Below are 19475 nucleotides of genomic sequence, written 5' to 3'. Positions count from 1 at the left end.
TTGCATCACATCGGTCAGGGGGCCGCCGCAATGGAGGCCACCGGGGTCGCGGCGCGGAACGGTCCGGGCGGGGTCACCCCGCCGTCGGGAAGTCGTCGTCACGCTTCAGATCCCGGATGGAGATGGGAGTATCCTGTGCCTTGGCGAAAGACCAGCGGATGCGCGAGGCATATTCCATCACCTTCCCCGAAAGGACGATCTGGCGGCTGGCGCGCGGCTTCAGCCGGTTGCGTTCCAGGTAGACCGAGGGTTCCAGCGACATCTCGAACTTGCCGTCATGGCGGAACACCCACAATTCGCCGCTTTTCAGAGCCAGCGAAATCGCGGTGCCGCCCAGGTCGACATGGGCCTCCACCTCCGGGTGCAGGTGGAAGCGCAGAGCAAAGGCCAGCCCCTGCATGTGCACCCGGTCCATGCGCCGGTCAAAGATCCGCTTGTCGTTGTCGTCCAGCGCCAGCAGCATGTCCTCGCCCGCCATGCCGCGCCCGTCAAAGGTCAGCTCCAGGGTGCGCGCATGGGTCAGCCCATAGGCCGAGGAATAGCCGTCATGCCCGCCCTGAAACCGCACGCCGTCGCTGGCGTGGCTCATGCGGATCGGCACCTTCTTCGGTGCGTCAGACAGGTATTCGATGGCGCCGTTGCCTTCAGTCCGGCCCAGCCGACCCGACGAAAACCCCTCAAGGCACAGGGTCGAATGGCTGGGCGTGGCCCGCCCGGCGCGGCGCCATTCGCGGCCAAAGCTGACGCCCGACCCGCAGTTCACGATCATCGGACGCCGACCCGAGGTCAGTTCGAACGCCAGCGTGCTGGCATGGGCATTGGCGCTGGCGCGGCCTTCGGGCGGGGGGCTGGCATCGACGATGACGCTGGTACGTCCCGCACCCAGCCGGGCATAGCCCATGGACAGCCCGTCTGGTTGCGAATGGGTGATGCCGCTGGCCGCAAGGGCATGGTCCAGCCGCCCTTCCAGCCCACGCCCGCCGCCGTGGAACCGCGCCAGCGATCCGTCGGCATGGCGCAGGGTGCGCAGGGTGGGGGCAATGCGGCGAATGGCGGCCATGTGTTCGGGGCCGGGGTCGCGATCCACCTCGGACAGCGCGGCGGCGGCCCAGGTCAACAGGGTGAAGACTTCCAGCAGCTCCTCGGGGTTGCGGGTGGGCAGACCGCCCTGCCCGTCCACCTGCGCGGCGCATTCGCGCTCCAGCGCGGCCAGGGCGGGATCGACATGTTCCTCCATCCCCTGAAGCGCCAATCCGGCGTAGATCAGCCCGGTCAGCGCCTCGAATCGCGGCAATCCGGGAGTGGCCCCCTTCCACCGGCGCGACAGGAAGATCGTCTGCCGCCCCAGGCTGACGTAGAACGCATCCGACGCCGCCCGGTCCTGCCCGCGCAGCAGGAACAGCGCATGGTTGATCCAGCGGATCAACCGCCGCCCCGCCAGGTCCGGCACCCAGCCCGGCCCGCGCCCCCGGCCATAGCGGGCGACCCAGGCGGCCAGCCAATCCTGCGCCACCCGCCGGGTGCGGCCATCGCCCACGGCGGCCAGGTCGTCCAGCCAGGCAAAGCCATGCAGTTCCGCCAGGAAATCCCGATCCGGCGCGTCAAGATCCCAGATCGTCGTGTCGGGGGCGCTGACCAGCGTGCCGGCGAACAGGAAGTTCCCCGCCAGCAATTGCCGCCCGCGGGCATAGCTGCCCACGGTGCGCGGCTCCGGCTGAGAGGTAAAGCCCGTCGCAGGCCGGCCTCGGGTGGAAAGCCAAGCGTGAAAACGATTCAGGAACCGGGCGCGGCGCGTGGCCAGTGGCTCGGAATGGGACATGGGGGCCTGCCTCTCACGCTCTTGCGGCGTCTGGGCCTACTCTACCCAAACGGACGAACGAAGTCATGGCCCTTGTTGCCCTGCGCGCATTGCCTGTGATGTCGCGCCCCGGCCCGAGGCGCCGCGCGGTCAGTCGCGGCGCAGGCAGGCGATGTAGAATCCATCCATGCCACCGATCTCGGACCACAGGTCGGGGGTCAGGCGCAGGCCGCCCTCTTCGGTGGTCCAGGTGGCGTCGATCCCCGGCAGATCGGTCAACGCCCGCGGATCGGCGCGCCAGCCGGGATGGGCGCCCAGCGCTTCCTCTACCTGGCATTCGCCCTCGTCGGGGATCAGGGAACAGGTGCAATAGACCAGCCGCCCGCCGGGTTTGACCAGCGTCATGGCATGGGCGAGCATGCGTGCCTGAAGGGCGATCAGATCGCCGATCTCCGCCCCGTCGCGGGCATGGGGCAGATCGGGGTGGCGCCGGATCGTGCCAGTGGCGGAACAGGGCGCGTCCAGCAGGACAGCATCGAACTGTCCCTCCTGGTCCAGCGCATCGCCAGCGATCACCTGCGCGTCCAACCCGGTGCGGCGCAGATTGTCCCGCAGCCGGTTCAGCCGCCGGTCGGAGACATCGACCGCCGTGACCTGCGTTCCGGCGGCGGCCAGTTGCAGCGTCTTGCCCCCAGGCGCGGCGCAAAGATCCAGCACCGCCTCCCCCGAGCGGGGGGCAAGGGCACGGGCGGCGATGGCGGCGGCGGCGTCCTGTACCCACCATTCGCCCGTCTCGAATCCCGGAAGGGCCGAGACCTGCCCCCCCTCGGCCAGCCGCAGGCTGCCGGTGGGCAAGAGACTGGCCCCCAGCCGCGTCGCCAGATCGGCCAGCGCGGCGGGATCGGCCGTTGCCGCGGTCAGGTCCAGCGGGGCACCGGCGGCATGGGCGGCCTCGAACGCGGTGACGCGGGCCTCGCCCCAGGCCTCTGCCAGGGGCAGGCGCAGCCAGTCGGGCAGCGCCGGCGCGGAGAGGTTGGGCCAGCGCGCCGGCCCCTGTTCGGAGACGCGGCGCAATACGGCATTCACCATCCCCTTGGCATGGGCCCCGCGCGGCTGCCGTTCGGCCAGGCGCACCGATTCGTTGACAACCCCGTGGGCCGCCGCCCCGGTACACAGCTCAAACGTGCCCAGCCGCAGCACGTTGCGGATCGGCAGATCCGGCGGGTGGCGCAGGAAGGGCGACAGTACAGCGTCGCAATTGGGCAGGAACCGCAACACCCCGGCGGCCAGGCGCAGGGCGCGGGCGCGGTCCTCGGGGGTCATGGCGCGCATCCAGGGGGCTTCGCGCTGGTCGGTCAGCACGCGCGCCTCCTCTCCCAGCACACCGGCGAGAAGGCGCAGCGCGCCCTCGCGGGCAGACAGGATACGCGGCGCGCGCGGCGGCGCCCCGGCCCCGGCGGGTTTGCGGGGATCGGGCTTGCGGGACGCTTGCTTGCGCGGGGGACGGCGCTCTGACATCGGGAACTCCTTGCGGCGGCACCGCAGGGGCATATATCAAGCACAGGCCCAAGGGAACACTGCCCATGACCCACACCACCGACGACCAGATCGACCCGACACTGCCTCCTGCCGCGCAACGCGCGCTGGCCGAGGCCGCGGAGCGGCGCCGCAAGGCGGATGCCGAGATGGAGGCCCTTGCCCCCGAGCTGGGTGGCCGCGACGGGCCCGAACCCATCCGCTTTGGCGATTGGGAGAAGAAGGGCATCGCGGTCGATTTCTGAACCGGGGTCGACAGGGGACGGCGCATCCGCCCCGGGCGCCATGCCCGGATCCCGGCAGGCAGGGGGCGCGGCTTGATCCGTCCAGCCCCTGCCCCGGACCTTATGCCGGTTTGTGACCGAGCAGGGGGCTCTGCCCCCTCTTGAGCGCGCCGCGCTCAATTCACCCCTGCGGTATTTCGGCCCGAAGGGGGGGGCGCCGGCGCGGGCGCCCTTTCGGACGTCATCAGACCGGCAGAACCGACCCGCGCTCAGAGGCCGAGCACGTCCAGCATGTCGTAGTCGCCCGGCGCGCGCCCCTGCCCCCAAAGCGCGGCCTTCAGCGCGCCCTTGGCAAAGACTGTGCGGTCTTCGGCGACGTGGCGCAGGACGATGCGTTCGCTTTCCGAGGCGAAGATCACGTCGTGTTCCCCCACGATCCCGCCCGCACGCACTGCGGCAAAGCCGATATGTCCAGGTTCGCGCGCCCCGGTGATACCGTCGCGGCCCCGGTCGGCGACCGCGTCCAGATCGACGCCGCGCCCGTCGGCGGCCGCCTCGCCCAGCATCAGCGCGGTACCGGAAGGGGCGTCGACCTTGCGGTTGTGGTGATATTCCACCACCTCGATGTCAAAATCCTCGTCCAGCGCGGCGGCGACGCGTCTTGTCAGCTGGGTCAGCAGGTTGACCCCCAGGCTCATGTTGCCGGCGCGGATGATGACAGTGCGCCGGGCAGCCGTTGCGATGCGGTCCAGATCGGCTTGCGCCAGCCCTGTGGTGCCGATCACATGCACCACGCCCGCCTGCGCGGCCAGATCGGCCAGCGCCACCGTTGCGGCGGGGGCGGTGAAGTCGATCACCGCCTGCGCCCCGGCCAGCGCCTGCGCCGGATCGTCGGTCACCGTGACCCCCAGCGCCGCGCCGCCCATGGCCTGCCCGATGTCGCATCCGATCCAGTCGTGGCCAGGCCGTTCCACGACACCGGCCAGCTGCACGGTATCGGCCTCGGTCACGGCACGGATCAGCATCTGGCCCATGCGTCCCGATGCGCCCGTCACCACGATCCCCGGTTTGTCGCTCATCTCAGGCTCCCTTTTCTGCGCGGGTCTGCTTAGCGTCATGGCGCCGTCTTGGCAAAGCCTGCTTGGCAAACGGGGCTGCGGAGACTAGATGCGGGACATGATCAGAAGGCGCGATACATGAGCAGGAACAGGTTCAGCGAGGGGTCCGGCCCCTCTCAGCGGCAGCTGCGCGTTGGCGAGACGATTCGCCGGGCGCTGTCGCAGGTTCTGGCGCGGGGCGACATTCACGACCCCGACCTGAACCGGTTTTCCATCACCGTCGGCGAGGTCCGCACCAGCCCGGACCTGAAGATCGCCACCGCCTATGTCGTTCCCCTGGGCGGCACTGGCGGCGACGAGCTGATCGCCCTGCTGGCCCGCAACAAGGGCGAGCTGCGCCGCCAGATCGGCAAGCAGATGGCGCTGAAGTTCACCCCCGACCTGCGGTTCCGCCTCGACGAGACTTTCGACCGGCTGGACGAAACCCGGCGCCTGTTCTCGCAGGACGATGTCCAGCGCGACCTGGAGGGCGACGCGGAGGAGGACGCGGAATGAGAGGGCTGGGCCGCCTGTCTGCCCTGCTGGCCCTTGCCGCCTGGCCTGCCGCTTCGGCCGGGATGGCCGCCGGTGCCACCGAAGGCCCGGTCGCCTGTTCTGAAATCGCCCATGCCGACAACCGCTATACCGTCTGCGAAGTCGATCCCGCCCGCGACGACCTGCGGCTGTTTCTCTATGACGACGCCGGCGCGCCCTACGGCGAGTTCTCCGCGATCGAGACGGCATTGGCGGCGCAGGGCAAGCATCTGGCCTTTGCGATGAACGCCGGGATGTATCACGAGGACCGCGCCCCCGTCGGCTATTATCGCCAGAACGGCCGGGAGGAGATGCGCCTGATCACCAATGCCGGGCCGGGCAATTTCGGCCTGCTGCCCAATGGCCTGCTGTGCCTGACCGACACGACGGCGCATGTGATCGAGACGATGCGCTATGATACCGGCGACCGCCCCGAATGTCGCGACGCCACGCAATCCGGTCCCATGCTGGTGATCGACGGTAAATTGCACCCCCGGTTCATGCCCGACAGCACGTCGCGCTATATCCGCAACGGGGTCGGCACCAGTGACACCGGCGACCGCGTCGTCTTCGTCATCTCCCGCAACGCCGTGACGTTCCACGATTTCGCCAGCTTTTTCCGTGACCGGCTGGGCCTGAACCAGGCGCTGTATCTGGATGGCAATGTCTCCCGGCTGCATGCGCCGGGGATCGGGCGGTCCGATCTGGGCCGTCGGATGGGGCCCGTGGTGGGCGTGGTGGCCCCCGCGACGCCCTGATCACGGGCCTGCGGGCATTGACGGGCCGGGCCGCTTTGGCTAACCGCCGGGGCTTGTTGAACGGAGGGCCGCATGGCACGCAAACGCAAGGGTCGCGATATCTCGGGCTGGCTGGTGATCGACAAGCCGGCGGGGCTGACGTCGAACGCCGTGGTGAACAAGGTCCGCTGGGCCATGCAGGCGAAGAAGGCGGGCCATGCCGGCACCCTCGACCCGGAGGCGACCGGCGTCCTGGCCGTCGCCTTGGGCGAGGCGACGAAGACCGTGCCCTACGTGACCGACGCGCTGAAGGCCTATGAATTCACCGTGCGGTTGGGACAGGCCACCAACACCGATGACGCCGAAGGCGAGGTGATCGCCGAAAGCGATCTGCGCCCCGACGAGGCGGCGATCAAGGAGGCGCTGAACCCCTTTGTCGGGGACATCATGCAGGTGCCACCGAAATATTCCGCCGTGAAGATCGACGGCCAGCGCGCCTACAAGCTGGCCCGCGACGGCGAAGAGGTCGAGATCGCCGCCCGTCCGCTCTGGGTGGAAAGCCTGGTGCTGCTGGACCGTCCCGACCCGGATCACGTCGTGCTGGAACTGGTCTGCGGCAAGGGCGGTTATGTCCGCGCCATCGCGCGTGACCTGGGCGCCGCCCTGGGCTGCCACGGACATGTGCGCCAGCTGCGCCGGGTCTGGTCGGGCCCGTTCGAGGCGTCCGATGGACTGTCCATGCAGCAGGTGGAGGAGATGGCCGGTACCGAGGGTCTGGATGCGCATCTGCTGCCGTTGGAAACCGGGCTGGCCGAGCTGCCCCGCGTCACCACCACCGCCGAGGGCGCCAACCGCCTGCGCCACGGCAACCCCGGCATGGTCATGGGCCAAGACGTCGAATATGGCGACGAATGCTGGGCCGAATACGATGGTGCGCCGGTCGCCGTCGGCATCTTCAAGGCCGGAGAGCTACACCCCGGCCGGGTCTTCAACCTCTGATTTCGCAATGACCGGTCTGGTCCGACGCCAGCACAATCACGCGGGCATGACGTCCGAGGCGCTCTATTCTCCTTGCGGCCGCTATCGCTATGCGTTGACGCGGGAATGGGGGGAGGGGCCGCGACTTCTTTATGTCATGCTGAACCCCTCCAAGGCGACAGAAGTGGCAAATGATCCCACGGTCGAACGCTGCGAGCGCCGCGCCCGCGCGCTGGGGTTCGGGGCGTTCCGCGTCAGCAACATCTTTGCCTGGCGGGAGACCGATCCCCGTGCCCTGCGCCGCGCCGCCGACCCCGAGGGGCCGCAGAATGATGCCGTGCTGCGCAGCAGTGCCCGCGACTGGCTGCGCGGGCCGGATGACATGCTGCTGTGCGGCTGGGGCGTGCATGGCGCCCACCGCGACCGGGGACCGGCGGTGACACGGCTGTTGTGCCGGGCCGGGCGCCCGTTGCACTGCCTGGGCCTGTCCAAGGCCGGGCACCCGCGCCATCCGCTCTATATCGCCTATGCCCAGCAGCCGGTTGTCTGGAATGTCCCGCCGGCGGTGGCAACCACGGGTTAACCAACGTGACCGATAGGCTTTGACCCGTTGGCCCCCGACAAGCCAGAACAGGAGTGTTTGCGAGGGGTGGGTTGATGTTTCTTCTGGCCGGGTTGATGGGTATGCTGATGGTGGGCGCGTCCTCCATTCTGATCGCCGACGAGGCGGAGGATGAGGGCGATCACGACATTGCCACCGAGGATCCGCCGCCCGACCTGGCCAGCCATGGTGACCTGCTTGCCAGCCTGATCCCCGATGACCCGGCTGCCGACAGCAAACCGGGCGGCGCCGATACCACGCCCGATGACAGGCGCGACCCGCCAGGGGCGGCCGGGGCGACGGAGGATCCCCGCGATTGGCTGGCAGAGGATAGCGCCACCCTTGCGACCAAGGCGTCCGAAGCCTCGGACTTAGCCGCCACGGCGCAGGAGCCCGCCCCAGCCCCACCGGGCCAGGACATCCCCCCGCCGGACCAGGCCGGCTCTGCGCCGGAAACCCAGTCGCAACCACAAGCCCGGTCAGAAGCGCAAGCCGCGTCGCTATCAGGAGTGCAAGCCCCGTTGCAGGCGCAGTCCGCCCACGGCACCCTGATCACCGAGGAGGACGACCTGGATGCCGTCACCTCCGCCCTGCTGGCGCAGATCAACAACGCGCCGCCGCCGGGGATCGTCGCAACGGGAACGGAAGGGGGCGATACCCTGGCCGGCACCGCGATGCAGGACCAGATGCATGGCTACGACGGCGCGGATCTCCTGTCCGGCGGCGCCGGGGCCGACCTGCTGCACGGCGGCGCGGGCAATGACATGCTGGCGGGCGGCACCGGGGCAGATACCCTGTCGGGCGGCGATGCCGACGACGCGCTGCGCGGGGGGGCGGGCGGCGATTTCCTGTCGGGCATGCTGGGCAATGATCTGCTCTCCGGTCAGGCAGGGGCCGACGGCCTGCATGGCGGGGCCGGGGCCGATACCCTGTTGGGCGGTAGTGGCGATGATGCACTGCACGGCGGCTGGCACGACGATCGCATGGCAGGCGACGCCGGCAATGACACCCTGTTCGGTGGCGCCGGGGCGGATGTGCTGGACGGGTTATCTCTGACGCCGGAAATCGATCACCTGAATGGCGGCGGCGGGGCGGATGTGATCCGCGCCGATGGTGGCGATATCGTCAGCCTGGGCGCCGGTGCGGATACGTTGCTGGGCATGATTTCCGCCCCCGGCGCACTGGAGGTGATGGATTTCGACCCCGGCCAGGATCGACTAGTGCTGCTCTACTCCGGACTGGAGGCCCCGCTGATCGAAGTGTCGCCCGATGCGACGGCCCAGTTGACCCGCATCTTTGCCGATGGCGATCTGGCGGCCATCGTGCAGGGGCTGGGCATAGATCCAGACGCCATCGCCCTTGTCCCCGAAACCGCAGCGGCGGAGGCCGGGTTCGCGGCGTGATCCCCCCGGCACCGCTCAAGGGCGGGTGGGATGCTCTAACACGCAGCGGTGCGGTCCCCTGGGACGATGCTGAAAACGACGGGCGCCGGGCATGGCCCGCAACGCCCGATACCCGACACGTTACCCCAAGCGATCGCAGGGCCTGCAACATCCAATGCCGGATCACCGCCCGCAATATCCGACATGGCATCGCGATGACCTGCCTCCCCCCGGACAGCGACGGTGCCGCAACCGCACCTGCCGGGGCCGGCGGGCGCCGGGACTTGCCTCCGCCTGCCCGGTTGGCGCTGTGCGCGCCCTCCGGCGCGGGGCCATCCTTGCCCGCCCAGGCGGCTGTTGTCCTCTGCCCTACGCGCCGCATGACGACACCGGTGCGGGGCGTCAACGCTCCGATGGGCGCCCTCCGGCGCGCCGACCCGACCGCCAAGGGCGGCCCCGACAGCGCCCGACGGCGCGAATCGCCTTTTCTTTTGGGCGTCGATCCCTTACATCCCGCCAATCCGCGCGCCATCTGGCGCCGGACCCTCCATGGACCCTGCTGGACGACATCCCGGCTTGTGCCCGAAACACCAACTCGAAGGAGACCCCGATGTCGATTACCGTCGAAGAAAAACAACGCGTGATGAAGGAATACGGGACCAAGGAAGGCGACACCGGTTCGCCCGAAGTCCAGGTCGCGATCCTCACCTCCCGCATCTCTACCCTGACCGAGCATTTCAAGACCCACAAGAAGGACAACCACGGTCGCCGTGGCCTTCTGAAGCTGGTCGCTCAGCGCCGGAAGCTTCTGGACTACCTGAAAGCCAAGGACGTGTCCCGCTACCAGGATCTGATCAAACGCCTGGGCCTGCGCCGCTGATCGCGCCACGCCCCGATGTTCGAACGCCCGCCCCTTCGGCGGGCGTTCTGCGTTTGGGGCCAGCCGAAGCGCCGATACCGTCCCCTGCCGCGCGCCCTTCCGGGTATTCTCCGCCCCATCACCATTGACGGCCCGCCCTTCCCGCAGCCATGCTGCAGGAGGAGGAGAGGCCATGTTTCACGCCCTGCGCATCATCGCCCACATGGGCAGCCTGCAACGGTTGGCGCCGCTGACACTGGTCGCGCTGTTGGTGGCGATCCTGGGCTGGTCCTGGGCCGTACCGCTGGCAATCGCCTATGGCATCGTGGCGCAATTCGTCCTGGAATACATCTTTCACCGTTTTGTCTATCATCGCGAACCCCCCGTCGATCAGCCGACGTTCAATGCGCTTTACCGCAGCCATATCGGGCATCACGAATTTCCCACGAACCCCGAGTTCTTCACCGGCGACGACCATTGGTTTCCGGTGCGCGTCGCCGCGGTCTCCCTGGTGCTGCACCTGCTGCCGCTCTGGCCGCTGGTCGGTTTGGCAGAGGCGGCGAAGCTGGCGTTCGTGGCGTTGTTCCTCGGCTCTGCCCTGGCGTTCGCCTTCTACGAATATTGCCACACGCTGGCCCATCTGAACGTGCCCAAGGGCTGGTTCGGGCGGCGCCTGACACGCAGCCACCTGGCGCATCATTTGCAGGACCACGATGCGACCTTCCATGTTTCCTTCGGAATGGGCTGGATCGACAGGTTGTTTGGCACCGCCCTTGATCCCGCGCGCGCCCGCGCGCAATTCGACCGCAATACGATCCGATCCCTGGGCATGGACCCCGAGGATCTGCGCCTTGTCACCGCGCGCAAGGCCTGGGGGCTGCCCCGTGATCCGCGCCGACCCGGTGACGGCCCGGTGGTCTGACCGCCCCTCGCCCCGCCCCTCGCACCGAGACCCCGCCCCGCGCCATCGTGACCAGTTGCCTGTTCCCAAACACCTGCTTTTGCTGTATGGCCCGCGCATCTGAGACGTAACGCGGCGGCCCCCGGCGTTGTGCAAGAGGATTGGGGGCGGCGGCAATGGGGCCGCCATGCAATCGGGAGACCCGGCAGGGGCCGGGAGTGCTCCCTTTAGGATACGATAGATGTTCAATGTAACGACGAAATCCATGCAGTGGGGCGAAGAAACGCTGACACTGGAAACGGGCAAGGTTGCCCGCCAGGCCGATGGCTCTGTCATCGCCACCCTGGGCGAAACCTCGGTCATGGCCAACGTGACCTACGCCAAGGCACCGAAGCCGGGGCAGGACTTCTTTCCGCTGACGGTTCATTACCAGGAAAAATACTACGCCGCAGGCAAGGTGCCCGGCGGCTTCTTCAAGCGTGAGGCGCGGCCGACCGAAAAGGAAACGCTGACCGCACGCCTGATCGACCGTCCGATCCGCCCGCTGTTCGTCCCCGGCTTCAAGAACGAAGTTCTGGTGATGTGCACCGTGCTGTCCCACGATCTGGTCAATGACCCCGATATCGTGGCGATGATCGCGGCCTCTGCCGCGCTGACCATTTCCGGCGCGCCTTTCATGGGGCCGATTGCCGGCTGCCGCGTGGGGTATGTGGATGGCGAATACATCCTCAACCCCGAGGTCGAGGATATGCACAAGCTGCGGGACAATCCCGAGCAGCGTCTTGACCTGGTTGTCGCGGGGACACGCGATGCCGTGATGATGGTCGAATCCGAAGCTTACGAGCTGACCGAGGCCGAAATGCTGGGCGCCGTGACCTTCGCGCACGAGCAGATCCAGCCGGTTGTCGACCTGATCATCGATCTGGCCGAAGACGCCGCGAAAGAGCCGTTCGACTTCTCCCCGCCGGATTACGCCGATCTCTACGCCGCAGTGAAAGCCGCTGGCGAAGACAAGATGCGCAGCGCCTATGCCATCACGGACAAGCAGGAACGCACCGCCGCTGTTGCCGCCGCCAAGGCGGACATCAAGGACGCGCTGACCGAAGATCAGCTGGAAGACGCCAACCTCGGCTCTGCCCTGAAGAAGCTGGAATCCGGCGTCCTGCGTGGCGATGTCGTCAAGAATGGCCGTCGCATCGACGGGCGCCGCACCGACGAGGTGCGCCCGATCGTCGCCGAAACCGGCCTGTTGCCGCGGACCCACGGGTCGGCGCTGTTCACCCGCGGGGAAACCCAGGGGCTGGTCGTCACCACGCTGGGCACCGGCGATGACGAACAGATGATCGACGCGCTGAACGGCACCTACAAGTCGAACTTCCTTCTGCATTACAACTTCCCCCCGTATTCGGTGGGCGAAGCTGGCCGCGTTGGCCCTCCGGGTCGTCGCGAAATCGGTCACGGCAAACTGGCCTGGCGCGCGCTTCAGGCCGTGCTGCCCGCCGCGACGGATTTCCCCTATACGCTGCGCGTGGTGTCGGAGATCACGGAATCCAATGGCTCTTCCTCCATGGCGTCTGTCTGCGGCGGATCGCTGTCGATGATGGATGCGGGCGTGCCGCTGAAATCGGCCGTGGCCGGTGTGGCGATGGGCCTGATCCTGGAAGAGGACGGCGAATACGCCATCCTGACCGACATCCTGGGCGACGAAGACCACCTGGGCGACATGGACTTCAAGGTCGCCGGGACGGAAAACGGGATCACCTCCCTTCAGATGGACATCAAGGTCGCGGGCATCACCCCCGAGATCATGGAGAAAGCCCTGGCCCAGGCCAAGGACGGCCGGATGCACATCCTGGGTGAGATGAACAAGGCGCTCTCCGGCGCTGCGTCCTTCTCCGTTCATGCCCCGCGCATCGAGACGATGCAGATCCCGACCGACAAGATCCGTGAAGTCATCGGGTCCGGCGGCAAGGTCATTCGCGAGATCGTGGAAACCTCCGGCGCCAAGGTCGACATCAACGACGATGGGATCATCAAGATCGCATCGGCCGATGGTGATGCGATCCAACGCGCCTATGACATGATCCATTCGATCGTGGCCGAGCCGGAAGAGGGCAAGATCTACAAGGGCAAGGTCGTGAAGATCGTCGATTTCGGCGCCTTCGTGAACTTCTTCGGCAAGCGGGACGGGCTGGTGCACGTCTCCCAGATCGAGAACCGCCGCCTGAACCATCCCTCGGATGTGCTGAAGGAAGGTCAGGAAGTCTGGGTCAAGCTGCTGGGCTTTGACGATCGGGGCAAGGTGCGCCTGTCCATGAAGATGGTCGACCAGGACTCCGGCGAAGAGATGACGAAAGACGCGGCAGAGGAGTGATCCCTCCCGCTCTGGCGATATCGGGAAAAGGGGCCTGCGGGCCCCTTTTTCATGTCAGGCGGGTGCGCCGGGCGGGATGGGCAGGGGCAGGCGGATGTCCTGCGGCCCGGGACCATTCGGTCAGATCGGGTCAGATCGGGGGGAAATGCCCATGCCGGACAGGCAGGCACTTCGGGAATGAGTGCCGGCGGTCAACTGCCAAGGGCCAAAGCCGGAAACCGGGAATGACAATCGCGGCGCGCTCAGTTTTCGGTGATCGTGTCCTCGTCGGTGCCAAAGGCCTGGACGTCCTCGTCCGGCATCAGCAGAACAGCCAGGAAGGCTTGGAGGAACATCGCCGCCGTCATCGCCGACATGCCGCGCAAGCTGGCGATATCGGACAGCAGCACCGATCCGGTCATGCGCAGACACAGGATCGCCGCCGCGGCGGACAGCGCCGCCACAGACAGGTAGACCGCCAGCATCGGCACCCCGCCGCAGGCCAGCACCCGCAGCAGAACAAGGCACAGCAACAGGTGGCCCGTCGCCTCGGACGAAGCCATGAAATGGCGCCCGAATTCGGCCCAGCCCACAGTCACGTCGAAATCCACCCCGGCAAAGACCAGGCGGTCCACCAGGTTCAACCCGGCCAGCGACGCGATCAGCACCACCATCGGCGCCACGTAACCGCGCAGGGTGAAGCTGCGCGACCACAGGCCCAGCTGCGCCAGTGCGACCAATGCGAAGGCCAGTGCGGAACTGGGGACCGGCACCGGCCAGACAGGCGCATGGGGCACGATGGCCGCGATGGAGGCCCCCCACCCCAGGACAAGCAGGATCAATGCCTCTGTCAGCAGGCAGACAGCCAGCACAATGGACAAGCGGGCGCTGATCGGGCGCCGTGCAGCGATGTTCATTCTGTCCCACTCCAATATCCGGTATGGTCCGTTCGCGAAGACGCGATGGCCCGGACGCCCCAGTCTTATACCGCCGTGCCCCCGGCACAAAGTAATTTCGCGATACGAAAGTGCGGAAACCCGCCCATGAACGGGGCCGCCCCGCGATGGCGAGGCGGCCCTGAAGAGGGTTCGATTGGACCGCTCGGCGCCGGGCCAGCCCAGTTGGCCTGGCTGTTCCGGCGCGTTGGTCTGGCGGACCGCGGCAGCAGCGGCTGCGGCGGGGTCAGCCCGTCTTGGCATCCCAGCCGGAAACGGCTTTGACCTCCATGAAGTCCTCCAGCCCCCAGATGCCGCCCTCGCGCCCGATGCCCGAAGCCTTCATGCCGCCAAAGGGCGCCCCGGCGCCGCGCGGCTGGCCGTTCATCTCCACCATGCCCGACCGCAGCGACAGGGCCATGCGATTGGCCCGCGCGGCATCCTGGGTCTGGACGTAGTTCGTCAGGCCGTAGGGCGTGTCATTGGCGATCTCGATCGCCTCTTCCTCGGTTTCGAAGGGGATCATCGTCAGCACGGGGCCAAAGATCTCCTCGCGGGCAATGGTCATCTGGTTGTTGGCATCGGCAAAGACCGTGGGTTTGACGTAATATCCCCGGTTCATCCCGTCGGGACGGCCGGTGCCGCCAGCCACCAGCCGGGCGCCCTCGTCGATGCCCTTCTGGATCAGATCCTGGATCTTGTTGAACTGCACCTCGTTCACCACCGGACCGATGTGGCGGCCAGATTCTCCGGCCGGCCCCACGGCCACCTTCTCGGCGGCGGCGGCGGCTTCTTCCACCGCGCGGTCGTAGATCTCCCGCTGGACCAGCATACGCGAGGGCGCGTTGCAGGATTGGCCGGAATTGTTCATCATGTGCATGACGCCGCGCTTCACCGCCTTGTCGTCGGCATCGGCAAAGATCACGTTGGCGCCCTTGCCGCCCAGCTCAAGGTGCACTTTCTTCAGGGTCTGCGCCGCATTGGCCGAAATCGCCCGACCGGCGCGGGTGGACCCGGTAAAGGACACCATATCCACGTCCTCGTGCCCGGTCAGGGCCGTGCCGACGCCCATGCCATCGCCGTTCACCAGGTTGAAGACACCGGCAGGCACACCCGCCTCGTGCATCAGCTCGGCAAAGACAATGGCGTTCAGCGGCGATTCCTCTGAAGGTTTCAGGATCATCGTGCAGCCCGCGATCAGACCGGCGACCACCTTCAGCGTGACCTGGTTCATCGGCCAGTTCCATGGCGTGATCATCGCGCAGACGCCGTAAGCCTCGTAGACGATGCGGTCGTTCGGCGCGTGATCGCCCAACGGGCGCACGAACTGGAATTCCTTGGCCGCGCGGATGAAATTCTTGGTGTGGGAGAACCCTGCGCCCCATTGCTGCGCCATCGCCATGTCGATCGGCGCGCCCATCTCCATCGAGATCGCCTTGGCCATGTCTTCCTGACGAGCCTTGTAGAGATCGAGGAACGTCTCGACGATGGCGATCCGTTCGGCGGGGTCCCGCTTCATCCAGGCGGGGAAGGCTGCCCGCGCCGCAGCGACCGCGCGATCCACGTCGGCGGCAGAGCCCAGCGAGATCACCGCGCAGGGTTCCTCGGTCGAGGGGTCGATGACGTTGTGGTCGTTGGGGGTAGCGGGATCGACCCATTCCCCGTTGATGTAGAACTGGCGTTTCTCGATCATAGGATCCTCCCGGTTTCGCAGGTCCAGAGGCCGGTTTCCGCAATGCGGATGCCCCTCCCACGGTGTCGCCGTCACCTTGGCACCGCCATTCAGGGACTGCAAGAGAGGGGGTGCAAAGGCACCGCGCAGCCCTTACCTATAGGGCGACGCATTGAACCAGATGGAGGATCACATGGCACTGCGCATCAACGACACGGTTCCCGATTTCACCGCGGAAACGGATCAGGGCAGCATCGGCTTTCACGACTGGATCGGCGACAGCTGGGCCATCCTGTTCAGCCATCCCAAGGATTTCACCCCCGTCTGCACAACCGAATTCGGCGCTGTTGCGCAGCTGTCCGACGAATGGGCGAAACGCGGCACCAAGGTGATCGGCATCTCCGTGGACGGGGCCGAGGATCACCGCAAATGGAAGGGTGACATCGAAAGCTTTGCCGGCGCCAGCGCGGGCTTTCCGATCATCGCCGACGAGGGGCTGGACGTCTCCAAGATGTTCGACATGCTTCCGGCCGAGGCCTACCTGCCCGACGGTCGCACCCCGGCGGACAGCGCCACCGTGCGCTCTGTCTTCATCATCGGGCCGGACAAGCAGCTGAAGCTGTCGATGACCTATCCCATGACAGTGGGCCGCAATTTCGGCGAGGTTCTTCGCGCCCTGGACGCGTTGCAGACGACCTACCAGCAGCCCATCGCCGCCCCGGCCAACTGGGAAGTCGGGCAAGACGTGATCGTCGCCACTTCTCTTGATGATGCGGCAGCGGAAGAGAAATACGGCACGCTGGACAAGAAACTGCCCTACCTGCGGTTCGCCAAATCCCCCGCCTGACCGGGGATCAGGTTTGCGGGGCGCCGCATTTTCCGGCGCTCCGCCCCCTGCGCAGATCCGGTTCCCGCGCGCAAATCCGCTCAGTGCTATTGCGGCGATGAAAAACCCTGCGTAATTGACTGGCAATCGCCTTTGATGGCACCATTTGATCTTCGCATCCCGCGTCAACCCGTATGTGATCATGTCCCAACACACTGTCATCACGCTCAGCACGATTCCGCCCCGCTTTGACCGATTGGGCGCGGCTTTGGACAGCCTTCTGGCGCAGACTCTCCCGGCAAGCGAGATCCGACTTTACATTCCCGACAGCTACCGCCGTTTCCGCGACTGGGACGGCACCCTGCCTGCGCTGCCCGATGGAGTGACGATTCACCGCTGTGACAAGGATTTCGGCCCGGCGACCAAGGTTCTGCCCGCCGCCCGCGACCTGCGCGGCCGCGACGTCGACATCCTGTTCTGCGATGACGACAAAGTCTATGACCCGGAATGGCATCAGCGGTTCAAGGACGCCCGCGCCGCCCATCCCGACGCCTGTATCGTCGAGGCGGGAGAGACCTTTCCCGACATCGCCGACAGCTCCCGCCCGAGCGACCGTCTGCCCCGCGCCCATCGCCGCAAGCGTGACTGGCGCTACCGCTCTGTCCGGGCGCTGACCCTGACGCTTTACAAGCCGTTCATGTATGTCAATTCCGGCTTCGTCGATCAGATCTCGGGCTATGGCGGTGTGATGCTGCGACCCGAATGGCTGGACGATGCCGCATTCGAGATCCCCGATGTGCTGTGGACGGTCGACGATCCCTGGATCTCTGGCCATCTTGAGCGCGCGGGCGTGCCGATCTGGCTGAACGCCGGGGGCAAGCGGCCCGGTGACCTGCAATATGGTCACAGCCATTCGCTGCAAAAGCTGGTCGAGCAGGGCCATGACCGGGTCAAGGCCGACGTCGCCGCGATCGACTATTTCCGCGACGCCTACAATATCTGGAAGCCAACCAGCGGCCCCCATGACGGGCTGGACCTTCTGAAGCTCCGCAATTCCACCGCCTCCATGTTCGCGCTGGCGCAGCGGGCCCGGGACCGGGCGTCCAGCACGGAAACCTCGGTCCCCGGCGAATAGCGCCGCACCGCCGGCGGCGCTGCCGGCGGGGTGATCGCGTTTCACAATCCGGCGGCCCATTGCTAGGCTGGGCGCAGTCCGACCGAAAGGCCGTCTGTCGTGTCCACACCCCCCTTTGTCGAAATCAGCGTTCTGAAACGGGACGTGCTGTCAGAGACAGTGACCGGCCACATGGCCGACGATCCCGGCACGCGGCTCGCCTGGCGACGGCTGGACCGGGTGCCCGGCTGGTCCCGCCCCCTGGCCGGCTTTCTGGCCCGTCGCGAAGCCCGCGCCCTGGCCGCCGTTCAGGGCATCCCCGGCTGCCCCGTCCTGCTGTCCCACGGGCCCGAGGGGATCCTGCGCATCTGGTCCGACGGTACGCCCCTGCACCTGGCCCGCCCCGACGCGCCCGGATTCTACCGCGACGCCAAGCGCCTGCTGCGCGAGATGCGGCGCCGGGGCGTGACCCATAACGATACCGCCAAACCGCAGAACTGGCTGCTGGCCCCCGATGGCCGGGCCGAGGTGATCGATTTCCAGCTGGCCCATGTCCACCGGCGGCGCGGCACGCTGTTTCGCACCCTTGCACGGGAGGATCTGCGCCACCTGCTGAAACAGAAACGCGCCTTTGCCCCCGATCTGCTGACCCCGTCAGAGCGGACGATGCTGGCCCGCAAGGCGCTGCCCTCGCGCTTGTGGATGGTCAGCGTGAAGCCAGTCTACAATTTCGTCACCCGACGGGTGATGAACTGGTCGGATGGCGAGGGGACCGAAGACCGGCTGGACCGCGACGGCCCCGCGATCCGCGCCGCCCTGGCCCGCGCGCCGGGCGTTGCCCATCACCTGACGGTCACATATCCGCAACCGGGCCGGGGCGTTGGACTCTACACCTTTGCCGAGACGGAGCTGACGGCGCAGGCCCTGCGCCAATTGCTGCCCGCCAGCCTGTCGGAAAAGGCCCAGCCGGTGCCGTCCTTGCCCCGCGATGCCCAGGGCAATATCCGTGCCGACCTTCTGTCCCTGATCGCCGCCAACCGCCTGGACGAGGTCGAGGAACGGCAAGTCCGCGATCCGACCCTGCGCGCCACGCTGGCTCCGATCCTGGCCGGGCGGCAGAACCTGACGGACCGCTACCTGCGCGGCTGAACATTCCGAGACGTCAGAAATTTCTGAACCGACAGTTTTTTTCAGTCAGTTCTGCCGCGCCGCTCACTTCGGAACAATCAGAACGGCGCCGGCGCCCGGAACCGCTGGCCCACCCCGCCATCGGGATGCAGCAGGCGCAACTCCTCCGAATGCAGCATCATGCGCGGGTATTCGCGTGCGGCGCCTTCGGCATAGAAAGGATCGCCCAGGATCGGATGTCCCATGGCCAGCATATGCACCCGCAGCTGGTGCGTCCTGCCGGTGCGCGGCATCAGCTTGACCCGGGTTTCGCCCGCATCGTGGCGCTGCACCCGCCATTCCGTCTGCGCCGGGCGCCCGTTCTCGTGATCGACCTTCTGGCGCGGACGTTCCGGCCAATCGACGCACAGGGGCAGATCGACCTCGCCGCGCCGGGGCTCCAGAACGCCGTGCAGGCGGGCGACATAGGTCTTTTTCACCCGGCGATGTTCGAATTGCAGCCCCAGGTGCCGCTGCGCCTGCGGTGTCAGGGCAAAGACCATCACACCCGAGGTATCCCGATCCAGGCGATGCACCAGCAGCGCATCGGGAAAAGCCGCCTGAATGCGCGACAACAGGCAATCGGCCAGATGCGGACCTTTGCCGGGAACGGACAACAGACCGGCGGGCTTGTCGACGATCAGCAGGTGCTGATCCTCGTGCAGAACGCGCAGCGGGTCGTCGGGCGGGGTGTAGGGCTCATTCATGGCGCGGTTCTACGCCCCCCGCGCCGCGCGGTCCACCGGCGCCGTCAGAGCCGG

Annotated in this window: 18 protein-coding genes; 12 read left to right on the top strand and 6 right to left on the bottom strand. The window is 67.1% G+C overall.

Translation table 11 applies throughout. The features are described 5' to 3' along the window. Positions 1-73 precede the first annotated feature (73 nt). Together G5A46_RS06515 and G5A46_RS06510 are read right to left on the bottom strand one after the other, a co-directional pair. The gene (locus G5A46_RS06515) at positions 74-1819 is read right to left on the bottom strand and encodes a heparinase II/III family protein (RefSeq protein WP_163848419.1); all 1746 of its coding nucleotides are present in this window, start codon (positions 1817-1819) and stop codon (positions 74-76) included. A 129-nt stretch (positions 1820-1948) separates the two neighbouring features. After that, positions 1949-3316: an RsmB/NOP family class I SAM-dependent RNA methyltransferase gene (locus tag G5A46_RS06510; protein ID WP_163848417.1), complete on the bottom strand. Its 1368-nt coding sequence runs from the start codon at positions 3314-3316 to the stop codon at positions 1949-1951. 65 nt (positions 3317-3381) lie between these two features. Between G5A46_RS06510 and G5A46_RS06505 the strand changes: the two genes are divergently transcribed. Then, complete coding sequence (locus G5A46_RS06505) at positions 3382-3579, top strand: DUF1674 domain-containing protein (RefSeq protein WP_163848415.1); 198 nt, start codon at positions 3382-3384, stop codon at positions 3577-3579. Between the two features lie 248 nt (positions 3580-3827). Here the strand turns inward: G5A46_RS06505 and dapB are convergent, their stop codons facing one another. After that, positions 3828-4637: a 4-hydroxy-tetrahydrodipicolinate reductase gene (dapB, locus tag G5A46_RS06500; protein WP_163848413.1), complete on the bottom strand. Its 810-nt coding sequence runs from the start codon at positions 4635-4637 to the stop codon at positions 3828-3830. A 117-nt stretch (positions 4638-4754) separates the two neighbouring features. On the opposite strand from dapB, the gene rbfA reads away from it, so the two are divergent. The 8 genes from rbfA to pnp all read left to right on the top strand — a co-directional run bounded on the left by rbfA (position 4755) and on the right by pnp (position 13021). After that, positions 4755-5171, top strand: coding sequence for a 30S ribosome-binding factor RbfA (rbfA, locus tag G5A46_RS06495; protein ID WP_163848411.1), 417 nt, complete (start codon positions 4755-4757; stop codon positions 5169-5171). Continuing rightward, positions 5168-5947: a phosphodiester glycosidase family protein gene (locus G5A46_RS06490; RefSeq protein ID WP_163848409.1), complete on the top strand. Its 780-nt coding sequence runs from the start codon at positions 5168-5170 to the stop codon at positions 5945-5947. Before rbfA ends, G5A46_RS06490 begins: the two co-directional genes overlap by 4 nt. Before the next feature lie 72 nt (positions 5948-6019). Then, complete coding sequence (gene truB, locus G5A46_RS06485) at positions 6020-6925, top strand: tRNA pseudouridine(55) synthase TruB (RefSeq protein ID WP_163848407.1); 906 nt, start codon at positions 6020-6022, stop codon at positions 6923-6925. A 16-nt stretch (positions 6926-6941) separates the two neighbouring features. Further along, a complete protein-coding gene (locus G5A46_RS06480) occupies positions 6942-7487 on the top strand; it encodes a DUF1643 domain-containing protein (protein ID WP_420821361.1) in 546 nt (181 codons plus the stop codon). A gap of 74 nt (positions 7488-7561) precedes the next feature. After that, positions 7562-8908 carry a calcium-binding protein gene (locus tag G5A46_RS06475; RefSeq protein WP_163848403.1) on the top strand — a complete coding sequence of 449 codons (1347 nt, stop codon included), beginning with the start codon at positions 7562-7564 and terminating at the stop codon, positions 8906-8908. 589 nt (positions 8909-9497) lie between these two features. After that, positions 9498-9767, top strand: coding sequence for a 30S ribosomal protein S15 (gene rpsO / locus G5A46_RS06470; protein ID WP_163848401.1), 270 nt, complete (start codon positions 9498-9500; stop codon positions 9765-9767). Between the two features lie 172 nt (positions 9768-9939). Further along, the gene (locus G5A46_RS06465) at positions 9940-10668 is read left to right on the top strand and encodes a sterol desaturase family protein (RefSeq protein ID WP_163848399.1); all 729 of its coding nucleotides are present in this window, start codon (positions 9940-9942) and stop codon (positions 10666-10668) included. A 220-nt stretch (positions 10669-10888) separates the two neighbouring features. Beyond that, positions 10889-13021, top strand: coding sequence for a polyribonucleotide nucleotidyltransferase (pnp, locus tag G5A46_RS06460; protein ID WP_163848397.1), 2133 nt, complete (start codon positions 10889-10891; stop codon positions 13019-13021). Positions 13022-13263: 242 nt separating this feature from the next. Here pnp and G5A46_RS06455 read toward each other — a convergent pair whose 3' ends face one another. Continuing rightward, complete coding sequence (locus G5A46_RS06455; protein WP_163848395.1) at positions 13264-13917, bottom strand: hypothetical protein; 654 nt, start codon at positions 13915-13917, stop codon at positions 13264-13266. A 265-nt stretch (positions 13918-14182) separates the two neighbouring features. Continuing rightward, a complete protein-coding gene (locus tag G5A46_RS06450; protein ID WP_163848393.1) occupies positions 14183-15628 on the bottom strand; it encodes an aldehyde dehydrogenase family protein in 1446 nt (481 codons plus the stop codon). Positions 15629-15800: 172 nt separating this feature from the next. Here G5A46_RS06450 and G5A46_RS06445 point away from each other — a divergent pair, with 172 nt between their 5' ends. From G5A46_RS06445 to G5A46_RS06435, 3 genes are all read left to right on the top strand, one after another. Next, complete coding sequence (locus G5A46_RS06445) at positions 15801-16454, top strand: peroxiredoxin (protein WP_163848391.1); 654 nt, start codon at positions 15801-15803, stop codon at positions 16452-16454. Between the two features lie 181 nt (positions 16455-16635). After that, entirely contained in the window at positions 16636-17568 is a 933-nt protein-coding gene (locus G5A46_RS06440; protein WP_163848389.1) for a glycosyltransferase family A protein, read from the top strand. Positions 17569-17667: 99 nt separating this feature from the next. Next, the gene (locus G5A46_RS06435; RefSeq protein WP_163848387.1) at positions 17668-18696 is read left to right on the top strand and encodes a serine/threonine protein kinase; all 1029 of its coding nucleotides are present in this window, start codon (positions 17668-17670) and stop codon (positions 18694-18696) included. Positions 18697-18773: 77 nt separating this feature from the next. Here the strand turns inward: G5A46_RS06435 and G5A46_RS06430 are convergent, their stop codons facing one another. Then, a complete protein-coding gene (locus G5A46_RS06430; RefSeq protein ID WP_163848385.1) occupies positions 18774-19421 on the bottom strand; it encodes a pseudouridine synthase in 648 nt (215 codons plus the stop codon). Positions 19422-19475: the final 54 nt, after the last annotated feature.

This window comes from Pseudooceanicola aestuarii (genome assembly GCF_010614805.1).
GTDB classification, from domain to species: Bacteria; Pseudomonadota; Alphaproteobacteria; order Rhodobacterales; family Rhodobacteraceae; genus Pseudooceanicola; species Pseudooceanicola aestuarii.
The sequence above is the reverse complement of the archived record's forward strand: the minus strand, read 5'-3'. Positions and strand labels throughout refer to the sequence as shown.

What these genes read in the sequence shown, in the direction of transcription:
- G5A46_RS06515 (WP_163848419.1), bottom strand. Translation starts at nt 1,819, where the DNA reads ATGTCCCATTCCGAGCCACTGGCCACGCGCCGCGCCCGGTTCCTGAAT.
- G5A46_RS06510 (WP_163848417.1), bottom strand. Translation starts at nt 3,316, where the DNA reads ATGTCAGAGCGCCGTCCCCCGCGCAAGCAAGCGTCCCGCAAGCCCGAT.
- G5A46_RS06505 (WP_163848415.1), top strand. Translation starts at nt 3,382, where the DNA reads ATGACCCACACCACCGACGACCAGATCGACCCGACACTGCCTCCTGCC.
- dapB (WP_163848413.1), bottom strand. Translation starts at nt 4,637, where the DNA reads ATGAGCGACAAACCGGGGATCGTGGTGACGGGCGCATCGGGACGCATG.
- rbfA (WP_163848411.1), top strand. Translation starts at nt 4,755, where the DNA reads ATGAGCAGGAACAGGTTCAGCGAGGGGTCCGGCCCCTCTCAGCGGCAG.
- G5A46_RS06490 (WP_163848409.1), top strand. Translation starts at nt 5,168, where the DNA reads ATGAGAGGGCTGGGCCGCCTGTCTGCCCTGCTGGCCCTTGCCGCCTGG.
- truB (WP_163848407.1), top strand. Translation starts at nt 6,020, where the DNA reads ATGGCACGCAAACGCAAGGGTCGCGATATCTCGGGCTGGCTGGTGATC.
- G5A46_RS06475 (WP_163848403.1), top strand. Translation starts at nt 7,562, where the DNA reads ATGTTTCTTCTGGCCGGGTTGATGGGTATGCTGATGGTGGGCGCGTCC.
- rpsO (WP_163848401.1), top strand. Translation starts at nt 9,498, where the DNA reads ATGTCGATTACCGTCGAAGAAAAACAACGCGTGATGAAGGAATACGGG.
- G5A46_RS06465 (WP_163848399.1), top strand. Translation starts at nt 9,940, where the DNA reads ATGTTTCACGCCCTGCGCATCATCGCCCACATGGGCAGCCTGCAACGG.
- pnp (WP_163848397.1), top strand. Translation starts at nt 10,889, where the DNA reads ATGTTCAATGTAACGACGAAATCCATGCAGTGGGGCGAAGAAACGCTG.
- G5A46_RS06455 (WP_163848395.1), bottom strand. Translation starts at nt 13,917, where the DNA reads ATGAACATCGCTGCACGGCGCCCGATCAGCGCCCGCTTGTCCATTGTG.
- G5A46_RS06450 (WP_163848393.1), bottom strand. Translation starts at nt 15,628, where the DNA reads ATGATCGAGAAACGCCAGTTCTACATCAACGGGGAATGGGTCGATCCC.
- G5A46_RS06445 (WP_163848391.1), top strand. Translation starts at nt 15,801, where the DNA reads ATGGCACTGCGCATCAACGACACGGTTCCCGATTTCACCGCGGAAACG.
- G5A46_RS06440 (WP_163848389.1), top strand. Translation starts at nt 16,636, where the DNA reads ATGTCCCAACACACTGTCATCACGCTCAGCACGATTCCGCCCCGCTTT.
- G5A46_RS06430 (WP_163848385.1), bottom strand. Translation starts at nt 19,421, where the DNA reads ATGAATGAGCCCTACACCCCGCCCGACGACCCGCTGCGCGTTCTGCAC.